This window comes from Phytobacter cepae (genome assembly GCF_054165735.1).
This window is the reverse complement of record NZ_CM135107.1, coordinates 4,457,827-4,481,120: the sequence shown is the minus strand read 5'-3', so window position 1 is coordinate 4,481,120 and position 23,294 is coordinate 4,457,827. Positions and strand designations below refer to the sequence as shown.

The window sequence follows — 23,294 nt, the reverse complement described above, 5'->3', positions numbered from 1 at the left end:
AAAGAAAAGTGATTTCTGAATCTGTATTGTTTTAGCGAATTCCGGCGAAAATAAGGCTCTGCGAGAGTGAGGAGAGACGCGATGGAATTCCATGAAAACCAGTCAAAACGACCGTTTTTGCTGTTTACCCATACCTGGAACTGGCTGGTAAAAAAATGGCAACGGCGACATACCCGAAAAGTGCTGCACAGGTTAAGTGATGAACAATTGAAAGACTTAGGTTTGAAGCGCAGCGACCTTGGTTATTGATCCCCCCAAAGGGCGGAGATAACATCTTGTTAATTTCCGCCTTTTCTGGCGTAGACTATGCTTAATGCCATCACCATTACGGGGGACACAACATGCATTTTATGGGCGGTAAGGACGACGAGAAAAAAGAGAGCGAAGGCGGCAATGTGACGCAACTGATGCAGCAGAAGCTGCTGGATTCGCGCTCGATCATTATTTCCGGTGAAATCAACCAGACGCTGACCGAAAAAGTGGTCACCCAACTGCTGCTGTTGCAGGGCATTAGCGATGCGCCGATTAAGATCTACATCAACAGCCAGGGGGGGCATGTTGAAGCGGCGGATACCATCCACGACATCATCAAATTCATCAAGCCGGAAGTGCACGTGATTGGCACTGGCTGGGTTGCCAGCGCCGGCATTACCATTTTCCTCGCGGCGAAAAAAGAGCACCGTTATGCGCTGCCGAACACCCGCTTTATGATTCATCAGCCGCTGGGCGGCGTGCGTGGTCAGGCAAGCGACATTGAAATCGAAGCCAAAGAGATCATTCGCATGTTGGATCGTGTGAACCGTCTTATCGCTGATGCTACCGGTCAGACGGAGGAAAAAGTGAAGCACGATACGGACCGCAACTACTGGATGAACCCGCAGGAAGCCATTGATTACGGGATTGTTTCCCGCGTGGTGAAGAGTTATGAAGAGCTGAATCTCGACTGATTTATCTCATCAATGCCCCTGTCGGCATGGCGGGGGCAAAAATCAATCTTTTTTCCTCTGCCTGATAGCAAAAATTCACTTCTCCGAACGCCTGAATTTCTTCACACTGTCCGCGATTCTGATTACGGAGAAACGGCATGAATAACAGTTATAAAGCCGCATTTGTGATGATGGCGACGCTCAGTGCGCCTGTCCTGGCGGACAACAACGGCACCTCATTCAACCATAAAGACTGGGAAGTGGTGTGCGACAACACCTTGACCTGCCGCGCGGCGGGTTACAGCAAGGAAGAGGAAGTGGCCGATGGCTCCGTGGGCTCCGTGCTGCTGACGCGCAAAGCGGGTGCTGATACGCCCGTGACGGTGGACGTGGTGCTGGCGGAAATGGATGCTGACGAAACCGTTGCGCAGCCTGCGTTAACCTTGTGGATTGATGGAAAAACGTTGGGTGGCGTGGAGGCTCAGGACAGTGACACCTGGCGTCTCTCGGATGCGCAAGCCACCGCGCTGATTAATGCGGCAAAACTCAGCGGCAAGGTGGAATTTAAAGGCGGAGCGCAACCCTTTATTCTCTCCGGTGACGGCGCCACCGCGGTGATGCTGAAAATGGACGATGTGCAGGGGCGTGTTGGCACCCCCGGCGCATTAATCAAAAAAGGCGACAAGCCTGAAAGCAGTGTGACCGCCCCGGTAGCGGCACCGGTTATCCAGGCGGTGAAAGTGAGTGCGACACCGGAACGGACGCTGACTGAAGCGGAAGTGGCGTCCCTGACACCTAAGCTCCTCGCCACGCTGAGCAACGACAGCGGGTGCGATCGTCTGCAAACCCCGAATGAATATGCAGATGAGGGCGATAGCGACATCACTCTGACACCGTTAAATGATACCCAGGTCCTTATTTCGACGCTGTGCTGGCGTGCGGCATATAACGAAGGTTATGGCTTCTGGGTTACTGACAGCAAAATGCAGGGCGCGCCGGTACTGATAACCGACTCCGCCTCCGACTACAGTGATGGCATGATTTCTCAGGGCCAGCGTGGCCGCGGTATTGGCGATTGCTGGTCCTCATCTGAGTGGGTGTGGGAGGGCAAAACCTTTGTCCAGAGCAGCCAGTCCACGACCGGCATGTGTCGCGCCATCCGCGCAGGCGGCACCTGGGACCTTCCTTCATTGGTGACGCAGGTAAAAGAACCGAAATAGGTTTTGCATTGCCCGCGGGCCACTCTGCTTACTTTTTTCCGTTTCTGGTAAGTGGAGTGGCCATTTTGCCTTATCGACGTCTACCTCTTCTCCTGCCTCACTTCACATGCACGCCAAAGCCCGTCTCCCCTGGGGCAATGTCGGGGCGCAGAGTCAGCGCCGGGATCGTGTAATCACCTGCGTTTTGCTGGCGGAAGGGCACCGGCTCCGTCTGCCACAGGCTGTCCAGGCGCCCGGCAAGCTCCTCGCAGTAAGCGGCAAATTTTTGCTCGTTCATTTTGCTGGTGTGGTAAATCACCATCGGCGGAAGCACGGTAAAGCCGGGGTAAAACAACATGCCGTGCTGGATGGGAAACAGGACGTCATCGATAGGACCATTGATGCCGCGCGGGCTGTAGTGCGACGCCCAGCCACCGGTTGTGACTAACAGCATCGCCCGTTTCCCTGCGAGGGTTCCTTCGCCGTAACGATCGCCCCAGTGGGTCTCGCTATGTTCACCGACACCGTAGGCAAATCCGTAGGCGTAAACCCGGTCAAACCAGCCTTTCATGATGGCGGGCATGGAGAACCACCAGAGCGGGAACTGGAAAATAACGGCATCTGCCCAGCGGAGTTTTTCCTGCTCCTGCGCGATATCCTCCCGCTGAAGCCCCTGTTCAAACGCATGTTTTGAATCCAGTGAAGGGTGGTAAAACTCGCCAACGGGGGGGACCAGGCTGTCGTCGGCATCCAGTTGTGACTTCCATTTCATGGCATACAGAGAGGATACCTGGACCTGATGGCCCGCCTGTTGCAAATGCCCGACGGCAAAGTGGTTAAGCGCCCCGTTCAGGGAGTGCGCTTCAGGGTATGCAGCAACAATTAAAATATTCATCGTCTTACTCGTGTCAGGAAAGTCACTCCACGGTAGGGAATTCTTCGGTATAGTAGAAATGAATTGCATGTATCATAGGTATAGTCATGGTTAATTTCAGGCAGATTGATTTAAACCTGCTGGCAACCCTGGATGTGCTGCTAAGCGAGCTTAATGTGACGCGTGCAGCGCAGCGGCTCAATCTGTCGCAACCTTCAGTCAGCGTGCAGCTTGCTCGCCTGCGCGAGGTGTTTGGCGATCCGCTGCTGCTACCGGGTCCGCGTGGCATGCTCCCTACCGCGCGGGCGATCGAACTGCGCGAACCGCTGCGCCAGGCGCTGGAGGCACTTGAAAGCGCGGTGTCGACGAGCAGCACGTTTGAGCCAATGCTTGCCGACAATACATGGCGTATCGCGGCGACCGATTACACCGAAACCGCCGTGGTGCTGCCGATTCTGAACCGCCTGCGCTCGGCAGCACCGGGAACAAGGCTGGCTATACTCGAACTCAATCCTTCCCGGATTTTACGCCAGGCGGAGCAGGGGGATGTCGACCTGATCTTCCATCTTCGTGAAGGATCGCCCCCCTCTTTACATCAACGGCTGTTATTCACCGAACGCTATGTGCTGGCGGGCAGGCTGAATCATCCGGCCTTAACCCGCCCCCTGACGCTGGCACAATTTTGCAAGCTGGAGCATGTTATTGTCTCCCCGGAGGGTGGGGGTTTTCACGCGATCAGCGATGAGGTTCTGGCAAAGCGGGGGCTGAGGCGAAAGGTGGTGCTCTCCGTGCCGCACTTTCTGTTTATGCTGGATGCGCTGGCAAACAGCGACCTGGTGGCCGTATTGCCGGAACGGCTCGTGAAAAATATCGCCACATTACAGGTCATTGCCCCGCCGATTGCCCTGCCGGGCTTTGATATGCTGATGCTCTGGCATGAGCGTCAGCACCGTGACCCCGCACATCAGTGGTTGCGAGAGCAACTGGTGGAAGGGGTATCTTGACTTAGATTCATGCAACAGGCATCTGCATGCCGAACGGATAGATATCTCGTAGAGGGTCGCTGTTCCTTTTACAAACAGTGGGGATAAAATCGCCAGTAATGGTCGTAATGATGGACAACGGAGGCAGTATGGATGATGCACTGGCGCTCGCTTCGGCGCAGCTTTCTCACCAGGCTTTTCACGGAGAGTGGGAGGCGGTATTCACCCTCCTCGAACAGTTTCCGACACTGATTAACCATGCGTCACCGGGCAAAGGGTATACCGTGCTGCATCAGGCAGCCTGGCACGGTGCAGATCTGCACATCCTGGGCCGTTTACTGCAGTGTGGCGCAGATACACAACGCAAGACCAAAGATACTCTTCAGACGGCGTGTGACATCGCGCGAAAGCAGCATAAACAGCGCCCGGAGCTGGAATTTGCTCTCTTTCCAGGAGGCCGCACGCTCGGCCAACTGATGCGCAAAATTTTCGCCCAGCGACTGCCAGACACGCTGGCTTACCCTGACCTGCTGTTAATGGATAATCTGCTGACGCTCTGTTGCGATGAAGAGTGCGTTAGCCCTGATGCGCCTGCGGCAGAACGGTTTAGCGCGGCCTTTTTAGCGCTGACGGGCACGCCGCTTTCAACGCCCTATACACCTCATGTTTCTATCCCGCCGCACTGGTGGGTGAATACCGATTACTGGCGCGAAACCTTTTTGCCTGCGCTACTGGCGCTTGAGAAACAAAAATCGTCTATTGCGCTTGAAGACAGTTGGGCCACCATCGGCGATCTGCTGGTGCCGGAAAAAGAGAGTTGGGGGCTACGCGGTGACCCCTGGCTGTGGAGAGAGCTGCGTAAATCCACGTCGCGCATTCCATTACCCGATACCCAAACAGAGCTGACAGCCCTGCTGCATAATCTGGTGCTGGCACATACCAATACCACCCGACTGGACGGTGATGCCATCTATATTGCCCGCTTCAGTCGTGGCGGCATGAGCAGCGGCCATCTCTCGCTGCGTTTCTGGGAGCAGGAGGGCATTCCGACGATCGTCGAACGGGCTGGGTGGCAAAGGGAGATGTGGGGGAGGGGGGGACCGTAACAAATTTAAGCTTTCCTGAATCTACCTTCCTGTTTTAGACAATCAAAACGCCATTTTCGGGTGTACATAACACGGATTGTATATTCTTTTTTGTATATACAATCAGGGAGGGTACACTATGCCAATGGAGTTTGAATGGCACTCGGACAAGGCTGATCGTAAGGAGAGAAATCGATATGAGCATGATTAAACATAAACGTGGCGACACGCTTGTTCTGAGTGCTGAGCATCAGGCTGAACTGAAGACGCTATCGAATAAAGCAGATGATGTCATTGATTATATTGATATTCCTCCGACAGACGATGCGCAGTGGGCTGAAGCAGCACGCGGCAAATTTTATCGCCCGCTAAAAACTCAGGCCTCCGTCAGAATTGATGCTGATGTTATGGAATGGCTGAAGCGGCCCGGTAAAGGCTATCAGACCCGCCTGAATGCTATTCTGCGTGACGCCATGCTGCGCGACCTGAACAAGAAATAAAAATAACCAATACACTATTGCGTTAGCCCTGCCACTTGCAGGATCTTCTCATTACCCGTTACGCGAGATCGAAAAATGGCAACTGAACTGGTGGGAATAAGCTGGGACGCGACTGTCATCCCGAATGTCAAAAACGTGGGCACACGCGTAGCGCTTTTCACGTTCAAAACGCATATGGCAGGCTTTGTATGGGACGCCGCCCAACTTGAGAACAACCCTTATACCTATGTTGAAGTTAAAACCTTGCTCGACGGTGTGACGGTAGGGGGACACAAAGTCAGCGATACTGAGCAGGTACTCAATCTGGCTGACAGCAGCAAAAAGCTCATTGAACTGGTGAATACGGGACGATTTGATCTTGATAAAAAAACGTTCACACTTTTGCACAGCATTATTGCTCGCAATGAAGCATTAGAGTGGGGCGTCTTTCGAGGCGAGGGCGACGAAGTGCACTACAACGCACGCGTCCATCTCGGTGAGCTCGGCACGCATTTTCCTCCTGCGACAGAAGCCGGCGCGCCAGAGTTGAATCGTATTTTCGTCGAAGGAGTGAGCAAGATTAAAACGCTTCCCCCCTTTGAAGGTTCGCTCATCATGTTTCTGTTTGGGGCTTATTTTCAGTTTTTCTTCGATGGTAATAAGCGTACCAGCCGCCTGATGATGAATGGCTGGCTAATGAAACATGGGTATAACCCGATTAGCATTCCAGCCGCACGTGCGCTGGAGTTCAACAGCAAAATGGTGAAGTTTTATCACAGCCAGGATGCCACCGACATGCTCGATTTTCTGGTGTCGTGCTATCAAGAATAGTGTCTGCACGGCCCGGCACGCCTTTATCAGGTAGCAAACGTTCAGCAAGGCCACGTTTATGTGGCCTTTCGCATTCCATGCTGTTTCTCCCCCAGGTTTCTTGATAGTTACCCTGGTAACTATTATCCTCCTCAGCGTTAAATGAGGAGCCTCCCGTGACTGAAGATGAACGCTTTGCCCGCCGACCGTTAGGCATGCGTATGGCGATGATTGTGCGCCAGTGGCGTGCGACTATCGATCACGCGCTGGCAGATACCGGGCTGACGCAGTCCGGTTGGACGGTGCTGATGCAGCTTCGTCAGTTAGGGAACAATGTCTCGGTCAGCGAACTGGCGGAAGTGCAGGGCATCGAACTGCCGCCGCTGATGCGCACCCTCTCGCACCTTGAGACTCAGGGGTTGATTGCCCGTACGATATCGCCGTACGACAAGCGCATCCGCCTGCTCACTCTGACGACTGCGGGTACGCTCATGCTGGAAAAGATTACCTGCGTGATTGAGGCCTGCCAGCAACGGGCAGCACAAAACATTCCGGCTGAGAATCTTGAGATCCTCAGCGCCACCCTGAATCAAATCGCCTGCAATTTACGCGTAATGCGTAATGAAGATAACAAGACTCAATAAATCATGATGACGCCAGAACAAAAATTTGCCCGCTGGGTAAGGGTCAGTATTGCCTCTTTCCTGCTGATGTTTATCTATTTTATCGTTGCTGATATCTGGATCCCGCTGACGCCGGACTCTACGGTAATGCGCGTGGTGACGCCGGTTTCCTCGCGCGTGGCGGGCTATGTCGCCCAGGTACACGTGCAAAATAACAGCCTGGTGAAAAAGGGCGACCTGCTGTTCGAGCTGGATGCGACGCCGTTTATTAATCAGGTCGAAGCCGCAAAAATTGCGCTGGCGCAGGCCAGGCTGACCAACCAGCAACTGGATGCACAGATTGCGGCGGCCCAGGCGAACCTGAAAACAGCGCAGCTTACCGCGCAGAACGACAAAGTGACCTATGACCGTTACCAGCGTTTAGGCACCATGCAGAACGTCTCTCAGTCCGATCTCGATAAAGTGCGTACCACCTGGCAGAGCAGCGTGCAGTCGGTTAACAACCTGAATGCCAGCATCCACGCGCTGGCTATTGAGCGTGGCGAGCGGGACGATAGTCGCAATGTGACGCTACAGAAATACCAGAACAGCCTCGAACAGGCACAGCTGAACCTCGGCTGGACGAAGGTCCGTGCAGAGATGGATGGCAAGGTCAGCAACCTGCAACTCAGCCCCGGCTTTTATGCTGCCGCAGGCAGTGCCGCACTGGCGCTGGTGCATGACGATGCCGATATCGTGGCCGATTTCCGCGAGAAGAGTTTGCGTCATACCCATCCGGGGACCGATGCGGCGGTGGTGTTTGATGCCCTGCCGGGGCAGGTATTCCGCGCCCATGTGACCAGCAGCGATGCTGGCGTACTGGCAGGCCAACAGGCGGTAAACGGCTCGTTGTCTGAACCGGAAACCTCCAACCGCTGGGTGCGTGATGCCCAGCGCATGCGTATTCACGTCGCGCTTAATGACCCGCTGCCCGACAACCTGCCAACCGGCGCGCGTGCGACCGTGCAGCTTTATAACAGCGAAGGCGTTTTTGCCCGCTTCTTCTCCGGGCTGCAAATCCATCTGGTGAGCTGGTTGCACTATGTCTATTAATACCCTGGCGCGGGTTTTCACGCCGCACGGCAACATCGTCTACACGGCGAATGATTTTCGCCAGACCCTGCGTATCGTGTTCGCCGGGATGATTGCGCTGAGCATTTCAAGTTTCTACAACACCAGCTATGGCGTGTTCTACGTCGTCTATCCGGTCATGCTGCTTTCGCTGGTGCCGGTGTTTAACCGCCACGTAGCGAAGCAGTTCATCTTTAGCGCGGTGATCAACTGCGTAGAGATGGTGCTGATCATTGGCTTCCTGGCGAAGTGGCCAGTGATAATGACGCTGGTGGTGTTCGGTCTCTACGTGATGCGCTTTCGCTTTATGAGCAAAGGGCCGCTGTTTCTGTTCGGCTCTGCCGGGGTGGTGTGCCAGAGCACGATGCTCAACTTTATGAGCTACCCGACCAGCGACTGGCATACGCTGATTTTCTCTAATATTGAAGCCAGCGTGATGGCGGTGATGCTCAGTGCGCTGATGAACTACCTGATCCCGGATGTGGCCCCGCGTAATCCCCCTCCGAGGATCGAGAAAAGCGATGCCCGGGTGCGCCATGAATCGCTGCTTTCCGGCACGGTGGCGACGATGATCTTCGTGGTCTTCCAGCTCAGCGATCTCAGCGACTCCTTGTCGGCACTCATGGCGGGGGTGCTGATCCTCTTCCCGATGCATTATCGCGGGGCGGTGATGAGTTCCATCTGGCGCGTGGTGGGGGTGATGCTCGCCTGTCTCTATATTCTGCTGGTGCAACTGGTGCTCTATAACCACAGTAGCCATATGTTGCTGATGATGCCGCTGATAGGCCTTGGGCTGGCGTTTAGCGCGCGGCTGCACGTGATGGAAAAGGTTGGTGCTGGCGTGGGGTTTGCCAGCGTCACGACCATCGGCATTATGTTTGGGCAGAATCTGCACCCCGACACGGATCTGGTGTTCAGCGATCTCTACCGTATTGTCTCGGTCACGGTCGCTTTACTGGGCACGCTGACGATGGTCTTCCTGGTGCACCTGATCCTGAACCGCTTCGAGGCGACGCGATTCGTGATTGAGGATCAATAGATTTTCTTCAGATCCATCTCTTCCTGAATATGTTCGCTGTAGGCCACGTGGGTGCGGATCGCTTCGTCGATCCCGGCGTTAAACAGCACCGGGCCAAGATTCTCGATAACGAAATCCACGAAAAACTCGGCGTCGAATTGCTCCAGTTCGAGGTCGAAATGTTCGGTGCAGTAGTGCTGAAGTTTTTCGCGTAGCAGATCGCGTTCGCCGTGGCTGAGATCAATTTTGCTCATGAGAATGCCTTAAAAAAGAAAAGGGCATCATAGCAGAGATGGGGGAGCAGGCGACGACAGCGCCACCCGCCCAACGTCCTCACCCACTGCGCTCACTGCGGCAGTGCCGTGGCGGGGGATTAGCGATCAGCAGGCAGAGATGACGGGCCGTCAGCGGCGTTTTCGTATTGCTTCACCCGGCGTATCAGGCTTAACAGGCACATGACCGCCAGCCCGCCTGCTACCAGCGCCAGCATATGGAACGGGATCCGCCCGCCGGCAGAAAACCACAACCAGCGTGCCCCCTCAATGGCGAGGGCAACGGTGCTCAGCACCACAATGTTAAGGGAGGCGGAGACGGTGCCTTTTGGCAGATCGTTGGAAAAAAGGGTGAAGCGGTAAAGCGTGGAAAAAATCAGCCCGATGCCAAAAGCATAAAAACTGGTGCCTGCCACCGACCACAGCCAGAGGTGCGGAAAGAGCAGGTTTCCGGCAATCAGCATCACCAGCCCGGCAAGCTGGAACGGTATCGAACGGCGAATATAACGCGGATCGGTGGGATCCTCGACAAAACGCATCATGACGATATTGGCCGCGATCAGCGCGCCAAAAACCGGGATCTGCGCCCAGGCAAACTCCGCCGTGGTCATGCCGCCTGTATCAATGAGGATAACCGGCGAGACGGCGACCCAGGTCATCAGCGGGATGTAATAGAGTGCGAGCGTGGCCGCGCCATTGAGGAATACGCGGTTACGAAACACGGCATAAAAGTCCTGCGCCACCGCTTTCGCCCGCAGGGGCGCGTTCTGCTTTTTAACGGTTTCTGGCATTGCCAGTACAAGGCTAAGCCAGGCGATAAAACCGAACGCGGCGATCACACCGAAGATCACCTTCCAGTGCACGAAGTGCATTAAGGCCGCGCCGCTTAGGGGGCCTATAACCGGGGCGAGCAGGACGACCGAGGTGATCATCGACATCAGTTTGATCGCTTTCGTCGGCTCAAAGGCTTCCTGAATGGTGACGTAACCCACGGTGGAGATAAAACAGATGCTGGTGCCCTGGACAAAGCGCGCCACCAGGAATTGCTCAAAGCTGGTGGTGAACAGGGTGGCGATGCAGGCCAGGGTAAAAACCAGCGCGCCGGTCAGGAGAACCGGGCGGCGGCCAATTCTGTCCGAGAGTGGCCCGAGCAGCCATTGCAGCGCCATGCCGCCCGCCATATACAGGCTCACCGAGAGCGGGGCCAGGCTGACGTCACCGTCAAAGTCGCGCACCACCTGAATGATCCCCGGCTGGATCATATCGGTAGTCAGATAGGCGGCAAAGTCATACAACACCAGCGCCATCGGGAAAATAAAGGCCCCGCCGTAGCGAGCGAAAAAAGCAGACTTCCATGGCATAACCGACTCCTTTTAGGGCTTAAAAACAGATCCAGTGTGCTGGCAGACAATTTTTATGTCGAGGATAATAGGCTGTTTTTTATCCACCTGAGAGCGCGAGTAGCGAAGGGACCTGCGACAGCAGATAAAGCACCAGACCAATACTACCGCCGACCAGGGTGCCATTAATGCGGATAAACTGCAGGTCTTTACCGATATTCAGCTCAACCTGATGTGACATATCCCGTGCATCCCAGCTTTTTACCGTATCGCTGATGTGGCGGGTCAGGAAGCGGGCGAAATCAGGCGCGACGCTGTGCGCCGCCTGCTCCAGGTGCTCGTTCAGCGAGGTGCGCAGGGCGTTATCCGCCAGCAGGGTTTCACCAAACCACAGGCCTGCTTCGGTGATACGCAGCCTGATGCGGGAATCGTCGGACTGCATGTCGGTTTTAATCCATGCCCGCAGATCGCCCCACATCTCCCCCAGATAGCGGTTAAAGGCCTCGTCTTCTTTCAGATACTGCTTGATGTTGTCGGCGCGGGCCGCCATCTCCGGGTCGTGTTTCAGGTTGTCGATAAGCTTCAGCGCGGCGCGGTCAAAGGCGCGACGGATCTGGTGCGCGCTATCATGGGTGACATCATCCAGCAGGGTGTTTACCGCGCGGGTCACCATCTCGGCACTTTGCTCGCCGAGCCATTCGGTGGGAAGGATTTTGGCCTTACGGGGGTGTTCGGTCTTCAGCCAGCGCACAACCTGAGTGGCGATGAACTCGCGGCTACTCTCTTTTTGCAGCAGTTGCATCATCTGGCCGATCAATGCATCAAGCAGGACCTGGTGGCGCTGGTTTTTGGTCATGCTCTCCAGCATCGAGGCGCTGGTCTGGGTTAAATCCACCTTATCGATGGCGCGATGAACGGCTCGCTTGAGCAAGTTTTTGATCCGCGTATCGTCGGCCAGTTCCATAAACCCGCTCATCACCTGAAGCAGATGCTGGCCCACGCGGCGGGCGTTATCCGGCTGGCTGAACCAGGCACCAATCATCTGCGCGGGCTGGTGGCGATGAATCAGCTCTACCAGCGATTGGGTATCAAGGAATTTTTCCTGCACGAACTGGCCGAGATTGTCGCCAATCCGGTCTTTGTTGCGCGGAATGATCGCCGTGTGACGCGAGATGAACGGAATGGGTACGCGACGAAACAGCGCCACCACCGCAAACCAGTCCGCCAGGGCGCCGACCATCGCCGCTTCGGCAATCGCTTTCACTCCGCTTACCCAGAAATTAGGTTGCAGAAAGAGGGTGGTAGCAAAGACCGCTGCGGCAATCAGCAGTAATGAAAGCGCCAGCCGTTTGGCGCGTTTGAGTTCGGTAATTTTATCCATGGTGTTAAGCATAGAGCCAGGCGGTGAATTTCGCAGAGTTTTCAAGGTGCAACAGAAAGCGGATTATTTCCCCTCACCCTCACCCTCACCCTCACCCTCACCCTCACCCTCGCCCCACCGGAGAGAGGGTGAGGGGAATATGCGGCTCTGATGGTCGTTCCGTTCACCTTATGTTCCTTGCTTTTCTGTAGCAACAGAACCCGTGAACGTGCCAGGGTGGTTCACCGTGCACTGAACCCAGGATCCTGGACACCAGATTTCTCAGTCTGGAGGTTCAGTACGATGAAATATCCTTTTCACATCCGGCTTGCTGCTGTTCAGCATTACATGGCCGGGCATTCCTCTATCAAGGAAACGGCCCGCCTGTTCAGTGTTGGCAGGACACCGCTGACCCGCTGGCTGCGGGCCTTCAGACGCCTGGGTAAAGCCGGGCTGGAGGACCGTCCTGCCCGTGCCTATACTGCAAAATTCAGGCTCCGCGTTGTCCGCTACGTCATTGAAAACAGGTGCAGCTACGCGGAGGCTTCCGTGCGCTTCGCTATCCCCAATGAATCCCTTATTCTCGACTGGATGAGGCGTTACCGGAAAGGGGGTAAAAAGGCGCTTCACTCTGCCAGACCCGGACCCGCTATGTCACAGAAAAAGTACATTCCTGGCGCGAAGCCATTCAGTGAAATGACCCCGAGAGAGCTTCAGAGGGAACTGGAATATCTGCGTGCGGAAAATGCTTATTTAAAAAAGCTGAAAGCCCTGAGGGAGGAAAGCGCGCTCAGGGAGCAGCAAAAAAAACCAGAATAGTGCAGTCATTACTGGCGGCACACAGGCTGCCCTGCCTGCTGTATGCCGCGCGACTGTCACGCAGCACGTATTATTATCATGTCTCGCATCCAGCACATGATACTGAACGTTATGCGGAGGCCGTCAGCGCGATGAAGGCCATCAGCCAGCGGCATGCTCAGCGTTATGGCTACCGCAGAATGACAAAAGCGCTGCGTGATCAGGGCTTCATGCTCAATCACAAAACCGTGCGCAGGCTGATGAAAGAACACGGCCTGACCTGTCAGCTGCGCCGGAAAAGATATCGCTCGTACATGCCGGATGCCGGGCTGGCATCCTCTAATCTTCTTGCCCGGGACTTCAGCGCTGAACGAAGTGGGATGAAGTGGTGTACGGATGTGACGGAGTTCCGGGCCGCGGGGCAGAAACTGTATCTGTCTGCCCTGCAGGATCTGTTCAACAATGAAATCGTGGCCTGGAATATGTCGACCAGCCCGTCACAGCCTCTGGTCTGCAGGATGCTGCAAAGGGCAGTGAAAGCCGGCAGACACAAAGAAGGTCTGATATTACACAGCGACCAGGGCTGGGCTTACCGGACACCGGCATGGCGGTTAATGCTGGAGAAAGCCGGGATAACCCAGAGCATGTCGCGTAAAGGGAACTGTCTTGATAACGCAGTGATAGAAAACTTCTTCAGCCATCTGAAGGTGGAGATGTACTACCGTAAGAAATACGGTTCCGTGAAAGAACTGGAGCGCGATATCAGGGTGTATATCCGCTACTACAATAACGAACGGATCAGCCTGAAAACGGGCGGGATGAGCCCGGTGGCATACCGGGCTCAGGCAGAAAGACACGAATAAAAAAGTGTCCAGGAACTGGGGTTCAGTGCAACCGCCACCACCCTGGCGACCCGGGCTCCCGGCCAGGAAAATCGCCGCTGGCGCGGTCCACTCAGCTTCTCCTTCAGGCTAATCGGGGACGGGCGAAGGTAACGTCCCTGTAAAGTCGCCCTCGCCGCGCATCCCTGCGCGGCGCCCCGGCCTTACGGATACGCTTCGTCGATTTTCAGCCGGACCCAGTCATCGCGGTGACTGTTTTATTCCCAGGCGCAATGTTATCGCTGTAAAACGTAATATTACCGGGGATTCCTCAGCCCCAAAGGGGCGAGAGAGAAAAGCTGAGCAGGCCGCATAAGCAATGATTGCATCCTGATGTGCCACGGGTATGGTAGTCGCAGAAACAAGGGAGAAAGGAATGACTGACATGACACTCACGATAATGGCTGCCGTGCTGGCTGCGCTGGCAGGGGGCGTTTTTGGCTGGCTGCTGACAAAGATAACCTTCGCGCAAAAAATTGCCGCCCTTGAACACGACAACGACCAGGCCGAAGACGAACTGGCAGCAACGAAAAAAATGCTGCGTGAGCAGGAAGGGAAAGCCGAAGCGCTACGCAATGAAAAGCACCAACTGGACGTAGAGACCAGCGTGCTTCGCCAGCAGATAAACGACCTCAAATCGCGAACGGCAGAACTACTCCAGCGTCTGGGAAAAACAGAGGATCAATTAACGGATGAACGTCGTCTGTCAGCACAGCTTGACCACGACTATACCGAGCTGAAAACGACCCTGACGCAGCGCGAGCAGCATTTTCAGGCACAGTTAGCGAATCTGGATGAGACCAAAAAGTCTCTGTCGCGCGAGTTTGAAAACATCGCCAACAAGATTTTCGAAGAGAAGGGCAAAACCTTTACCACCACCAGTAAAACCAGCCTGGACGACATGCTCAAGCCGTTCCGCGAACAGATTGAAGGGTTCCAGAAACGGGTCAACGAGGTGCATGACGCCTCAATTCGCGGTAACGCCGACCTCAATGCCGAGATCAAAAAGGTGCTGGAGATTGGCCTGCAGATGAGCGCCGAGGCGACCAACCTGACCTCCGCCCTGAAGGGGGATTCTCAACAGCGCGGGGCCTGGGGGGAGGCGCAGCTACGACGCACTCTTGAGATGAGTGGGCTGGTAGAAGAAGAGCATTACGAAGTGCAGAGCGCCTTCCGGGACGAAGAGGGTAAGCGCAAACAGACGGATTACCTGATTCGTTTGCCGGGCAACAAACACATCATCATCGACAGCAAAGTCTCTCTCAATGCCTACGACCGCGCCTGTTCTGCTGAGACGCCGGACGAACAAACGCGGGCGATGGACGACCATATTATGGCGGTGCGCCGTCACATTGACGATCTTGCCTCGAAGGATTACACCAACCTGGCGGGCATTCGCAGCCCCAGTTTTGTGCTGATGTTTATGCCTATCGAAGCAGCCTACATCGAGGCGCTGAAAACCAACAAAGGGCTGTTTGAATATGGCTATCGTAAAGGCATTGTGCTGGTCTCTCACACGACGCTTATCCCTATTCTGCGTACCGTTTCCAATTTGTGGATGATTGAGCGCAGCAACAGTGAAGCACGGGAAATCAGCGAACGCGCTGGGGAAATCTTCAATAACGTCTGTCTGGTGGCAGACCGATTAGGCAAGCTCGGCGGCACGCTCTCTACTGCCAGCAATCAGTATAACGCTACCATCACTGCACTGGTGGGCAACCAGGGGCTGTACGGCAAAGTGGAACGTTTTGGCAAACTCTCCGAGAAGGTCAATAAAGAGCTACCGAAGCTGGAGCTGTCGCATCGGGACTTTGAACATGAGCGCCTGACGCTGATTGCCGAGGCGCTGACGGAACCTGAGAGTGATATTGTGCCGAACGGGAGTGAGAGCCAATCCAGCGATATCACCCTAAATGGGCCAGTTAGCGCGTAACTTTTTCAGATTTTATTATCTTCATCTTGTAGCTACAATGTGGCTACAAATGAGGAGGATCTATGGACTCTGTTATTCGATCGCGGATCGACAAAGGGCTTAAAGAGCGTGCCGGTTCGGTGCTTGAAGGCTGTGGCCTGAGCTGGAGCGTGGCTATCCGTTTGTTCGCTGAGCAAATAGTGAAAAATGACGGGCTGCCATTCGAAGTTACCCGCAAACCTAATGCCCGTTTGCTAACAGCAATGCGCGAAGCAGATGAGATTATCACGCACCAGCATGGACGCTTTGAGAGTGCGCAGCAGCTTATGGACAGCCTGAATGATGGTAAAAAGCAAACGGACTAGCTTGCCCTTTCGATCGGACTATACGCGATCTTTTATCAAAGCCTGGGAGCGCTATAACAAAGCCGGGCGCAGAGACATGCATGAAACTGCCGCTGTAATGACGATGGTTCTTTCAGGCAATCCACTGCCAGCGCACTACAATGACCACGCCTTAACAGGGAATATGCAAGGTTTCAGAGAGTTGCATTTGGGCGGGGATTATTTGCTGATCTATAAAGTTGAATACGGCAAACACCTGGTGGTGTTTACCGATTTAGGCACGCATGCAGAATTGTTTGATTAAATGATTCAGGTTTATCTGTCTCTAATCATACACTTGAGTGATTATCAGGGTTTCCATCTGCGAAGCGGCGTTTCCTGCTCATAGGGCATAGGCGACGGGGTCGAGATAAATTCAATGATCGTGCCCCAGGGCGTGCGGCCATAGCAGAACACGTTGCCGTCTCCCACTTCGGTGGGAAAGCCCAGCGGCTGAGGCTGAGTGAACACCTCGCCGCCTGCGTCAGAGAAACGCGCCAGAGCGGCGTCTACGTCATCGCTGTAAACCGCAAAATGCTGTAAGCCGAAATCATTCGGACGCAGCGGCTCACGCTGCGATGGCCCCTGCATCTGAAACAGCTCAATACCCGGCCCATGATGTAGCTTGAGCATTCTGACGGCTTTCACCACCGTGCCAGGGACCAGATTCAGCGTTTTTTGCTGCGCCTGTTCATCCGGGCTTTCATCCTCCAGCCCCACCGATTCATAAATCAATTCCGCCCCGAGAGCGGCAGATAAAAACGCCGTTGCAGCCTGAATGTCCGGGACTGTTATGCCGATATGATCGATTCCACGAATGCTGTGCTTCATTGAGCCTCCTGTTGATGCATCTCTGAAAAGCATAGCATTTCGTGTATACGGGCTATTTTTGAGGACGCATCAACCCTGCAAAAGCATCGCGGATCTCTTGTTCAGGAAGCTGAATGCCGATAAACACCAGCGTACTGTGTGGGGTTTCCTCACCCCAGGGGCGATCCCAGTCGGCGCTATAAAGTCGTTGCACGCCCTGGAACAGCAGGCGGTTGGGTTCGCCATCGATCCACAGCATGCCTTTGTAGCGCAGCAGCTTATCGGCAAAGGAGAGCAGCAGATTTTCCATTACTCGCGAAACGTCGCTGATATCCACCGGGTAGTCCAGCTCCACCACAATCGATGAGACATCGTTTTGCTTGTCGGCGATAAAGTGAAAACGCGGTTTGCCGGGCAGGACGTTCTCTTCCAGCATAAAACCGCTGGTGTTGAACAGGGCGGCCAGGTTGATATCCCCGTGAGTCACGGTATACACCGGGGCGCGGGCGTTGATGCGGCCGAGGCGTTCACGCAGCTTTTCGCTCTCACCGGCGACATCGGTTTTGGTCAACAGAATGCGGTCGGCGTAGCCCACCTGGGACTGAGCGATGGTGAACTCGTCCATCTGCTTGTCGGCATGTACCGCGTCTACCAGCGCAATCACGCCGTCCAGCAGGTAGCGTTGGCAGAGAATTTCATGGGAGAAAAAGGTCTGAATGATCGGGCCGGGATCGGCCATGCCGGTGCACTCAATCACCAGGCGGTCAAAGGCGATGTCGCCTCGGTCGAGGCTATCGAGCAGGTCTAACAGTGCATCTTCGAGTTCGTTTGAACGGGTACAACAGATGCAGCCGTTGGTCAGGGTTTTAATTTGCGTCGCCCGGTCGCCAATCAGCTGATCGTCAACAGAGACTTCGCCGAACTCGTTTTCAATGACGGCGATTTTAAAACCGTGTTGTTCATTGAGAATGTGGCGCAGCAGGGTGGTTTTGCCCGCGCCGAGAAAACCGGTGAGTAGAGTGACTGCAATCGGTGTCATTTTGCCTCCATTAGCAACAGCGCACGCCGCCTTCGCCACTTCCGCCGTAGCGCGCTTCCTGGCGTTCACGGAAGAATTCGTTGTAGGTCATATACGGCTTATCCGGATGGTTGGTCTTCATATGTTCAACGTAGTTGTCATAGTCCGGAATGCCAATCAGCATTTTCGCCGCCTGACCGAGGTATTTTTTTGCCTGACCTAAGTTACCAAACATTATAGGTTCCAGATAACGAATAAAGCCCGGGGATGTGAATCCACCGGGCGTTGTTCCCCTCACCCCGGCCCTCTCCCCAAAAGGAGAGGGGGAAAGACGGGTTTAGTGGTGTGAAGAGGTCTTCACGCCGCCTTCAGGTACCGGCACGTACGGCGTTTCTTTATCGGTACGCACGGTGTTGTTACGCACCTGCAGCCAGGTCTTAATGCCGTAGAAGATGATGCTGTAGACCACCACCAGGAACAGAATGCTTAAGCCCGCGTTGGTGTAGTTGTTCACCACGATATGGTTCATATTCGCAATCTGCTGGGCAGTCAGGTCAGCGCCGCCTGCGGCAATTTTCTCTTTGTACTGGTTAGCCATGAAGAAGAAGCCTTCCAGCTGCGGGTTGGTGCTGAACAGTTTCAGACCCAGCGCCCAGGTGGTGCACAGCAGCAGCCACAGAGCCGGAACCACGGTGACCCAAATGTATTTGGTGCGCTGCATTTTGATCAGTACAACGGTACCCAGTACCAGCGCCACGGCGGCCAGCATCTGGTTAGAGATACCGAACAGCGGCCACAGGCTCTTCACGCCGCCCAGCGGATCGACCACGCCCTGATACAGCAGATAGCCCCAGAGACCAACGCAACCTGCGGTACCGATAATGCCGGCAACCAGAGAGTCGGTTTTCTTCAGGAACGGCACGAAGTTACCCAGAAGATCCTGCAGCATAAAGCGGCCCGCACGGGTACCCGCATCCAGTGCGGTCAGGATAAACAGCGCTTCAAACAGGATACCGAAGTGGTACCAGAAGCCCATGTCTGCCATCGGCATGATTTTATGGAAGACGTGAGCGATACCTACCGCCAGGGTCGGTGCGCCACCGGCACGGTTCAGAACAGAGGGTTCGCCGATGTCTTTCGCGGTCTGCATGATCTGCTCAGGAGAGATGACAAAGCCCCATGAGCTGACGGTCGCTGCCGCGTGTGTGCTGACGTCCTTAAGCTGCGCCATGATCATGGCGGCGTTGTCGCCACCCATTTCATGCAGGTTCGGCATGGTGATGCCGAGGCCCGCAGGCGGGGTGTTCATCGCGAAGTAGAGGCCCGGTTCGATGATAGACGCGGCAACCAGCGCCATCACTGCCACGAAAGATTCCATCAGCATGGCGCCGTAACCGATAAAGCGGGCATCGGTTTCGTTGGCCAGCAGTTTCGGTGTGGTACCGGAAGCAATCAGCGCATGGAAGCCTGAAACGGCGCCACAGGCGATGGTGATGAACAGGAACGGGAACATGGCCCCTTTCCACAGTGGACCGGTACCGTCAATGTACTGCGTAACCGCAGGCATTTTCAGTTCCGGGTTCAGGATAACAATACCCAGCGCCAGACCAACGATCACACCGATTTTCAGGAAGGTGGCCAGGTAGTCACGTGGTGCAAGAATCAGCCAGACCGGCAGCAGCGCGGAGATAAAGGCATAGCCAATCAGCGCGAAGGTGATGGTGGTGTCTTTGAAGGTCAGCGCCGGGCCCCAGTACGGGTCATGGGCAATGATGCCGCCGAAGTAAATGGAGGCCACCAGCAGCACGATACCAATTACAGAAACTTCGCCCACACGACCGGGGCGCAGGAAGCGCATGTAGATACCCATAAACAGGGCAATCGGTACGGTGGAACAAACGGTGAACACACCCCATGGGCTTTCGGCCAGTGCTTTCACCACGATCAGTGCCAGTACGGCAAGGATAATGATCATGATTAAGAAACAACCGAACAGTGCGATGGTGCCTGGAACGCGGCCCATCTCTTCTTTAATCATCTCACCCAGAGACGCGCCGTTACGGCGAGAAGAGATAAACAGCACCATGAAGTCCTGCACCGCACCGGCCAGCACCACGCCTGCCAGTAGCCACAGCGTGCCAGGCAGATAACCCATTTGCGCCGCGAGAACCGGCCCAACCAGCGGACCTGCGCCAGCGATAGCCGCAAAGTGGTGACCAAACAGCACGTAGCGGTTGGTTGGCACGTAGTTCAGACCGTCGTTGTTGATGACTGCCGGAGTGGAGCGCGTCGGGTCCAGCTTCATCACTTTTTGTGCGATGTAGAGGCTGTAGTAGCGGTAGGCCACGAGGTAAACAGAAACAGAGGCAACCACAATCCACAGCGCGCTGACGTGCTCACCGCGGCGTAACGCCACCACGGATAAACAGAAGGCGCCGAGGATGCCGAGAATCACCCAGGGTATATGTTTGAATAGCTTTTTAGTATCCATATCAGACCTGATTATCAGAAAAATGGAATGAGAGTTGATGTGTTGAAAGTCGATTTTTGCTGGTGGCGATCATGACAAATTACAAGCGTAAAAAGGGGGCGATTTGACTGAGTGGTGGGAAAGCGGGGGTAAGCGGTCAGCCATGCAAGTAAGCGGTTTTATACGGCGTTAAGCGGTTGAGATTGTGTGATGACGATCACGCCCCGTTGGGCAGTTACCCTGATTTTATTCTGCGGTTATAAAACAACATGTTGCAAAATTGTTAGTGTAAACAATCGGTTTTTAGCAGATCTGACTATAAAGTTTTCGCTTTCCAGGCCGAAAATTTGATATCTGGAAAAGGGATGAAAAAACATGTTAAACCGTATGAAACTTGTCACCAGTTTACTCTTGGTACTGGGACTTTTTGGCCTATTGCAACTCACCTCTGGCGGCTTGTTCTTTAATGCACTCAAGCACGACAAAGAAAACTTCACCGTTTTACAAACCATTCGTCAACAGCAGTCGACGCTGAATGCCAGCTGGGTTTCCCTGCTGCAAACGCGTAACACATTGAACCGCGCCGGGATCCGCTACATGATGGATCAGAATCAGATTGGCAGCGGCGCCACGGTTAACGAGCTGATGCAGATCGCCAGCACCTCGCTGAAACAAGCGGAGGTGAACTGGAAGGCGTATCAATCTACCCCGCGCGATCCACGTCAGAGCGAGGCTGCGGCAGCGGAAATCAATCGTACTTACGACATTTACCACAATGCACTGGCTGAGCTGATTCAGCTGCTGGGCGCAGGCAAAATCAATGAGTTCTTCGATCAGCCGACCCAGGGTTACCAGGATGCCTTCGAAAAGCCGTATGTTGATTACCTGCAACAAAACGATCGTCTCTACGCGATTGCGGTAGAAGAGAGCAATAGCTCTTACTCGACGGCCGTATGGATCATTATCAGTGTCTTGCTGGTTGTGCTGTTGGTTATCCTTGCAGCATGGGTCGGCATCAAACGTGGCATGATTGCTCCGATGAACCACCTGATCGAAAATATCCGTCATATTGCGGGTGGCGATCTGGAGCAGAAGATCAACGTTCATGGCACTAACGAAATGGGACAACTGGCAGAAAGCCTGCGTCATATGCAGAGCGAGCTGGTGCGTACCGTGGGTGATGTGCGTAACGGCGCCGATGCGATTTACAGCGGTGCGAGCGAAATCTCTGCGGGCAATAACGATCTCTCCTCCCGTACTGAGCAGCAGGCCGCGTCCCTGGAAGAGACTGCAGCCAGCATGGAAGAGCTGACGGCGACGGTGAAACAGAACGCCGAAAACGCCCGTCAGGCAAGCCACCTGGCTCTGAGTGCCTCTGGCACGGCCCAGAAAGGCGGCAAGGTGGTGGATAACGTCGTGCAGACCATGCGTGATATTACCGCCAGTTCGCAGAAAATTGCTGACATCATCAGCGTGATTGACGGTATTGCCTTCCAGACCAACATTCTGGCGCTGAACGCTGCGGTTGAAGCCGCACGTGCCGGTGAGCAGGGGCGTGGTTTTGCGGTGGTAGCCGGCGAAGTCCGTAACCTGGCCCAGCGCAGTGCGCAGGCTGCCCGTGAAATCAAAGGGCTGATTGAAGATTCCGTGAGCCGCGTTGAACTGGGGTCCACCCTGGTGGAAAGCGCCGGTGAAACCATGGACGAAATCGTCAGTGCGGTGACCCGTGTGACCGACATTATGGGCGAAATCGCTTCGGCCTCTGATGAGCAGAGCCGCGGCATCGATCAGGTCGGTCTGGCAGTGGCAGAGATGGACCGTGTGACCCAGCAGAACGCCTCACTGGTGGAAGAGTCTGCGGCTGCAGCGGCGGCTCTGGAAGAACAGGCCAGCCGTCTGACGCAGGCCGTTGCCGTGTTCCGTACGCGTCGTGTGACGCGCGAAACCGCAGCGGCTCCGGTGCTTCTCAAACCTAACTTGTCTAAACCACTGGCGGCGAAAGCCAGCGGTGGCGAAGAGAACTGGGAAACGTTCTAAGCCCCATGCGCCCTGCTGATGCGGGGCGCGTTTTACGCCTCTCCCTCATGCTATCCTTGTTTTAAACATGGAGACGCATTATGAACCTTACCCCCCTTTCCGCCCTTCACTACAGTAGCGAGCAGCTTGCCTGCTTTTTAGGCGCGTGTTTCGAAGGCTACAGCGTACCCGTTTCTCTCACCCCAGAACGTTTTGCCCTGCGTTTCGGCGCGGAAGGTATCAGCCTGACCGACTCTTGCGTCTGGTGGGAAGGGGAGACGCTGGTGGCGATAGCGATTATCACACGCCGTGCCGACACCGCGCGGCTGGCGGCGTATGCCCTGCGCCCTGCATACAGGGGGAAGGGCATCAGTAAGCGGCTACTGGCACCTCTGTTCGAGAGACTAAGAGAAAAGGGCGTCAGACAACTGCGGCTTGAAGTGATTGCAGATAACTCTGCCGGTATCGGTCTTTATCGAGCGCTGGGTTTTGAACAACATCGGGTGCTGCGAGGCTACCAGGGCGCGACCTCTTCCGCCTCCGGGGAAAACGTACTCCGCGATGTGAATCCGCTTGAGCTGGTCTGGCGAGCGGCGGGTGAAGTGAAAGACACGCTCCCCTGGCAACTCGATCCGCTTTCGCTCCTCACCCTGCCTTTTCAGGTGTATGAGTACCGTAAGCATGCGTATGCAGCCGTTTCAACGTTGATGGATACACCCTCGCTGCGTTTTATTTATGTTGAGCCGGAATATCGAGGTAACGGGTTTGCGCGCGAGATGTTGACGGTTCTTCATCACCGTTTTGCCGGGCTGAGTACACCGGTGGCGGTACCGGAGTCGTTTACCCCGCTGTTTACGCAAGCGGGGTATTCGATGATGGATATCAGGCAGTTGGAGATGCGGGCAGTGCTGTGATGCCCGCCGGATT

Annotated in this window: 24 protein-coding genes; 16 read left to right on the top strand and 8 right to left on the bottom strand. The window is 55.0% G+C overall.

The genetic code is table 11. The features are described from left to right. Positions 1 to 81 precede the first annotated feature (81 nt). From ACUY4Q_RS21050 to ACUY4Q_RS21040, 3 genes are all read left to right on the top strand, one after another. On the top strand, positions 82 to 249 hold the full coding sequence (locus ACUY4Q_RS21050; protein WP_458044615.1) for a DUF1127 domain-containing protein: 168 nt from the start codon (positions 82 to 84) through the stop codon (positions 247 to 249). 92 nt (positions 250 to 341) lie between these two features. After that, entirely contained in the window at positions 342 to 947 is a 606-nt protein-coding gene (locus ACUY4Q_RS21045; protein WP_458044614.1) for an ATP-dependent Clp protease proteolytic subunit, read from the top strand. Positions 948 to 1,084: 137 nt separating this feature from the next. Beyond that, positions 1,085 to 2,146: a DUF1176 domain-containing protein gene (locus ACUY4Q_RS21040; protein WP_458044613.1), complete on the top strand. Its 1,062-nt coding sequence runs from the start codon at positions 1,085 to 1,087 to the stop codon at positions 2,144 to 2,146. Positions 2,147 to 2,243: 97 nt separating this feature from the next. On the opposite strand, the gene ACUY4Q_RS21035 is transcribed toward ACUY4Q_RS21040, so the two are convergent. Continuing rightward, a complete protein-coding gene (locus tag ACUY4Q_RS21035) occupies positions 2,244 to 3,020 on the bottom strand; it encodes an NAD(P)H-dependent oxidoreductase (RefSeq protein WP_458044612.1) in 777 nt (258 codons plus the stop codon). An 86-nt stretch (positions 3,021 to 3,106) separates the two neighbouring features. Here ACUY4Q_RS21035 and ACUY4Q_RS21030 point away from each other — a divergent pair, with 86 nt between their 5' ends. The 7 genes from ACUY4Q_RS21030 (at position 3,107) to ACUY4Q_RS21000 (ending at position 9,128) form a co-directional block, all read left to right on the top strand. After that, positions 3,107 to 4,003, top strand: coding sequence for a LysR family transcriptional regulator (locus ACUY4Q_RS21030; protein WP_458044611.1), 897 nt, complete (start codon positions 3,107 to 3,109; stop codon positions 4,001 to 4,003). A gap of 128 nt (positions 4,004 to 4,131) precedes the next feature. After that, positions 4,132 to 5,088, top strand: coding sequence for an ankyrin repeat domain-containing protein (locus tag ACUY4Q_RS21025; RefSeq protein ID WP_458044610.1), 957 nt, complete (start codon positions 4,132 to 4,134; stop codon positions 5,086 to 5,088). A gap of 176 nt (positions 5,089 to 5,264) precedes the next feature. Beyond that, positions 5,265 to 5,567, top strand: a complete 303-nt coding sequence (locus tag ACUY4Q_RS21020; RefSeq protein WP_458044609.1) for a BrnA antitoxin family protein — start codon at positions 5,265 to 5,267, stop codon at positions 5,565 to 5,567. Between the two features lie 75 nt (positions 5,568 to 5,642). Next, a complete protein-coding gene (locus ACUY4Q_RS21015; protein ID WP_458044608.1) occupies positions 5,643 to 6,377 on the top strand; it encodes a Fic family protein in 735 nt (244 codons plus the stop codon). A gap of 155 nt (positions 6,378 to 6,532) precedes the next feature. Continuing rightward, the gene (locus tag ACUY4Q_RS21010; RefSeq protein ID WP_458044607.1) at positions 6,533 to 7,000 is read left to right on the top strand and encodes a MarR family transcriptional regulator; all 468 of its coding nucleotides are present in this window, start codon (positions 6,533 to 6,535) and stop codon (positions 6,998 to 7,000) included. Between the two features lie 3 nt (positions 7,001 to 7,003). Further along, a complete protein-coding gene (locus tag ACUY4Q_RS21005) occupies positions 7,004 to 8,071 on the top strand; it encodes an HlyD family secretion protein (RefSeq protein WP_458044606.1) in 1,068 nt (355 codons plus the stop codon). After that, complete coding sequence (locus ACUY4Q_RS21000; RefSeq protein WP_458044605.1) at positions 8,061 to 9,128, top strand: DUF2955 domain-containing protein; 1,068 nt, start codon at positions 8,061 to 8,063, stop codon at positions 9,126 to 9,128. Before ACUY4Q_RS21005 ends, ACUY4Q_RS21000 begins: the two co-directional genes overlap by 11 nt. Here ACUY4Q_RS21000 and ACUY4Q_RS20995 read toward each other — a convergent pair. The 3 genes from ACUY4Q_RS20995 to ACUY4Q_RS20985 form a co-directional block, all read right to left on the bottom strand. Further along, complete coding sequence (locus tag ACUY4Q_RS20995; protein ID WP_458044604.1) at positions 9,122 to 9,361, bottom strand: DUF2164 domain-containing protein; 240 nt, start codon at positions 9,359 to 9,361, stop codon at positions 9,122 to 9,124. The genes ACUY4Q_RS21000 and ACUY4Q_RS20995 overlap by 7 nt on opposite strands. Before the next feature lie 119 nt (positions 9,362 to 9,480). Next, complete coding sequence (locus tag ACUY4Q_RS20990; protein ID WP_458044603.1) at positions 9,481 to 10,740, bottom strand: MFS transporter; 1,260 nt, start codon at positions 10,738 to 10,740, stop codon at positions 9,481 to 9,483. A 79-nt stretch (positions 10,741 to 10,819) separates the two neighbouring features. Next, on the bottom strand, positions 10,820 to 12,100 hold the full coding sequence (locus ACUY4Q_RS20985) for a DUF445 domain-containing protein (RefSeq protein ID WP_458044602.1): 1,281 nt from the start codon (positions 12,098 to 12,100) through the stop codon (positions 10,820 to 10,822). 282 nt (positions 12,101 to 12,382) lie between these two features. Here ACUY4Q_RS20985 and ACUY4Q_RS20980 point away from each other — a divergent pair. The 4 genes from ACUY4Q_RS20980 to ACUY4Q_RS20965 all read left to right on the top strand — a co-directional run bounded on the left by ACUY4Q_RS20980 (position 12,383) and on the right by ACUY4Q_RS20965 (position 16,318). After that, positions 12,383 to 13,740, top strand: a protein-coding gene (locus tag ACUY4Q_RS20980) for an IS3 family transposase (RefSeq protein WP_458043069.1) whose coding sequence is annotated in 2 segments (ribosomal slippage) — positions 12,383 to 12,833 and positions 12,833 to 13,740 — 1,359 coding nt in all. Because the reading frame shifts where the segments join, the coding sequence is not laid out codon by codon here. A 403-nt stretch (positions 13,741 to 14,143) separates the two neighbouring features. Further along, positions 14,144 to 15,691 carry a DNA recombination protein RmuC gene (locus ACUY4Q_RS20975; RefSeq protein WP_458044601.1) on the top strand — a complete coding sequence of 516 codons (1,548 nt, stop codon included), beginning with the start codon at positions 14,144 to 14,146 and terminating at the stop codon, positions 15,689 to 15,691. A 62-nt stretch (positions 15,692 to 15,753) separates the two neighbouring features. Beyond that, positions 15,754 to 16,035 carry a type II toxin-antitoxin system RelB/DinJ family antitoxin gene (locus ACUY4Q_RS20970; RefSeq protein ID WP_458044600.1) on the top strand — a complete coding sequence of 94 codons (282 nt, stop codon included), beginning with the start codon at positions 15,754 to 15,756 and terminating at the stop codon, positions 16,033 to 16,035. Continuing rightward, positions 16,010 to 16,318, top strand: coding sequence for a type II toxin-antitoxin system RelE/ParE family toxin (locus ACUY4Q_RS20965; protein WP_458044599.1), 309 nt, complete (start codon positions 16,010 to 16,012; stop codon positions 16,316 to 16,318). Before ACUY4Q_RS20970 ends, ACUY4Q_RS20965 begins: the two co-directional genes overlap by 26 nt. A gap of 44 nt (positions 16,319 to 16,362) precedes the next feature. On the opposite strand, the gene ACUY4Q_RS20960 is transcribed toward ACUY4Q_RS20965, so the two are convergent. The 4 genes from ACUY4Q_RS20960 to btsT all read right to left on the bottom strand — a co-directional run bounded on the left by ACUY4Q_RS20960 (position 16,363) and on the right by btsT (position 20,372). Next, entirely contained in the window at positions 16,363 to 16,884 is a 522-nt protein-coding gene (locus ACUY4Q_RS20960; RefSeq protein WP_458044598.1) for a VOC family protein, read from the bottom strand. Positions 16,885 to 16,936: 52 nt separating this feature from the next. Further along, complete coding sequence (gene yjiA, locus ACUY4Q_RS20955; RefSeq protein ID WP_458044597.1) at positions 16,937 to 17,902, bottom strand: GTPase; 966 nt, start codon at positions 17,900 to 17,902, stop codon at positions 16,937 to 16,939. A 10-nt stretch (positions 17,903 to 17,912) separates the two neighbouring features. Further along, positions 17,913 to 18,116, bottom strand: a complete 204-nt coding sequence (locus ACUY4Q_RS20950) for a YbdD/YjiX family protein (protein WP_097162536.1) — start codon at positions 18,114 to 18,116, stop codon at positions 17,913 to 17,915. A gap of 102 nt (positions 18,117 to 18,218) precedes the next feature. Then, a complete protein-coding gene (btsT, locus tag ACUY4Q_RS20945; protein WP_458044596.1) occupies positions 18,219 to 20,372 on the bottom strand; it encodes a pyruvate/proton symporter BtsT in 2,154 nt (717 codons plus the stop codon). A gap of 354 nt (positions 20,373 to 20,726) precedes the next feature. Between btsT and tsr the strand changes: the two genes are divergently transcribed. Both tsr and ACUY4Q_RS20935 read left to right on the top strand, forming a co-directional pair. Next, complete coding sequence (tsr, locus tag ACUY4Q_RS20940) at positions 20,727 to 22,388, top strand: methyl-accepting chemotaxis protein (RefSeq protein ID WP_458044595.1); 1,662 nt, start codon at positions 20,727 to 20,729, stop codon at positions 22,386 to 22,388. Between the two features lie 80 nt (positions 22,389 to 22,468). Then, a complete protein-coding gene (locus tag ACUY4Q_RS20935) occupies positions 22,469 to 23,281 on the top strand; it encodes a GNAT family N-acetyltransferase (protein WP_458044594.1) in 813 nt (270 codons plus the stop codon). Positions 23,282 to 23,294 lie beyond the last annotated feature (13 nt).

Excerpts from the sequence above, each read along its gene's own strand:
- tsr (WP_458044595.1), top strand. The coding sequence starts at position 20,727 with ATGTTAAACCGTATGAAACTTGTCACCAGTTTACTCTTGGTACTGGGA.
- ACUY4Q_RS21030 (WP_458044611.1), top strand. The coding sequence starts at position 3,107 with ATGGTTAATTTCAGGCAGATTGATTTAAACCTGCTGGCAACCCTGGAT.
- yjiA (WP_458044597.1), bottom strand. The coding sequence starts at position 17,902 with ATGACACCGATTGCAGTCACTCTACTCACCGGTTTTCTCGGCGCGGGC.
- ACUY4Q_RS21045 (WP_458044614.1), top strand. The coding sequence starts at position 342 with ATGCATTTTATGGGCGGTAAGGACGACGAGAAAAAAGAGAGCGAAGGC.
- ACUY4Q_RS20950 (WP_097162536.1), bottom strand. The coding sequence starts at position 18,116 with ATGTTTGGTAACTTAGGTCAGGCAAAAAAATACCTCGGTCAGGCGGCG.
- ACUY4Q_RS21005 (WP_458044606.1), top strand. The coding sequence starts at position 7,004 with ATGATGACGCCAGAACAAAAATTTGCCCGCTGGGTAAGGGTCAGTATT.
- ACUY4Q_RS21000 (WP_458044605.1), top strand. The coding sequence starts at position 8,061 with ATGTCTATTAATACCCTGGCGCGGGTTTTCACGCCGCACGGCAACATC.
- ACUY4Q_RS21035 (WP_458044612.1), bottom strand. The coding sequence starts at position 3,020 with ATGAATATTTTAATTGTTGCTGCATACCCTGAAGCGCACTCCCTGAAC.
- ACUY4Q_RS21015 (WP_458044608.1), top strand. The coding sequence starts at position 5,643 with ATGGCAACTGAACTGGTGGGAATAAGCTGGGACGCGACTGTCATCCCG.
- ACUY4Q_RS20995 (WP_458044604.1), bottom strand. The coding sequence starts at position 9,361 with ATGAGCAAAATTGATCTCAGCCACGGCGAACGCGATCTGCTACGCGAA.
- ACUY4Q_RS21050 (WP_458044615.1), top strand. The coding sequence starts at position 82 with ATGGAATTCCATGAAAACCAGTCAAAACGACCGTTTTTGCTGTTTACC.
- ACUY4Q_RS21020 (WP_458044609.1), top strand. The coding sequence starts at position 5,265 with ATGAGCATGATTAAACATAAACGTGGCGACACGCTTGTTCTGAGTGCT.
- ACUY4Q_RS20990 (WP_458044603.1), bottom strand. The coding sequence starts at position 10,740 with ATGCCATGGAAGTCTGCTTTTTTCGCTCGCTACGGCGGGGCCTTTATT.
- ACUY4Q_RS20985 (WP_458044602.1), bottom strand. The coding sequence starts at position 12,100 with ATGGATAAAATTACCGAACTCAAACGCGCCAAACGGCTGGCGCTTTCA.
- ACUY4Q_RS20960 (WP_458044598.1), bottom strand. The coding sequence starts at position 16,884 with ATGAAGCACAGCATTCGTGGAATCGATCATATCGGCATAACAGTCCCG.
- ACUY4Q_RS21025 (WP_458044610.1), top strand. The coding sequence starts at position 4,132 with ATGGATGATGCACTGGCGCTCGCTTCGGCGCAGCTTTCTCACCAGGCT.
- ACUY4Q_RS20975 (WP_458044601.1), top strand. The coding sequence starts at position 14,144 with ATGACACTCACGATAATGGCTGCCGTGCTGGCTGCGCTGGCAGGGGGC.
- ACUY4Q_RS20935 (WP_458044594.1), top strand. The coding sequence starts at position 22,469 with ATGAACCTTACCCCCCTTTCCGCCCTTCACTACAGTAGCGAGCAGCTT.
- ACUY4Q_RS20965 (WP_458044599.1), top strand. The coding sequence starts at position 16,010 with ATGATGGTAAAAAGCAAACGGACTAGCTTGCCCTTTCGATCGGACTAT.
- ACUY4Q_RS20970 (WP_458044600.1), top strand. The coding sequence starts at position 15,754 with ATGGACTCTGTTATTCGATCGCGGATCGACAAAGGGCTTAAAGAGCGT.
- btsT (WP_458044596.1), bottom strand. The coding sequence starts at position 20,372 with ATGGATACTAAAAAGCTATTCAAACATATACCCTGGGTGATTCTCGGC.
- ACUY4Q_RS21040 (WP_458044613.1), top strand. The coding sequence starts at position 1,085 with ATGAATAACAGTTATAAAGCCGCATTTGTGATGATGGCGACGCTCAGT.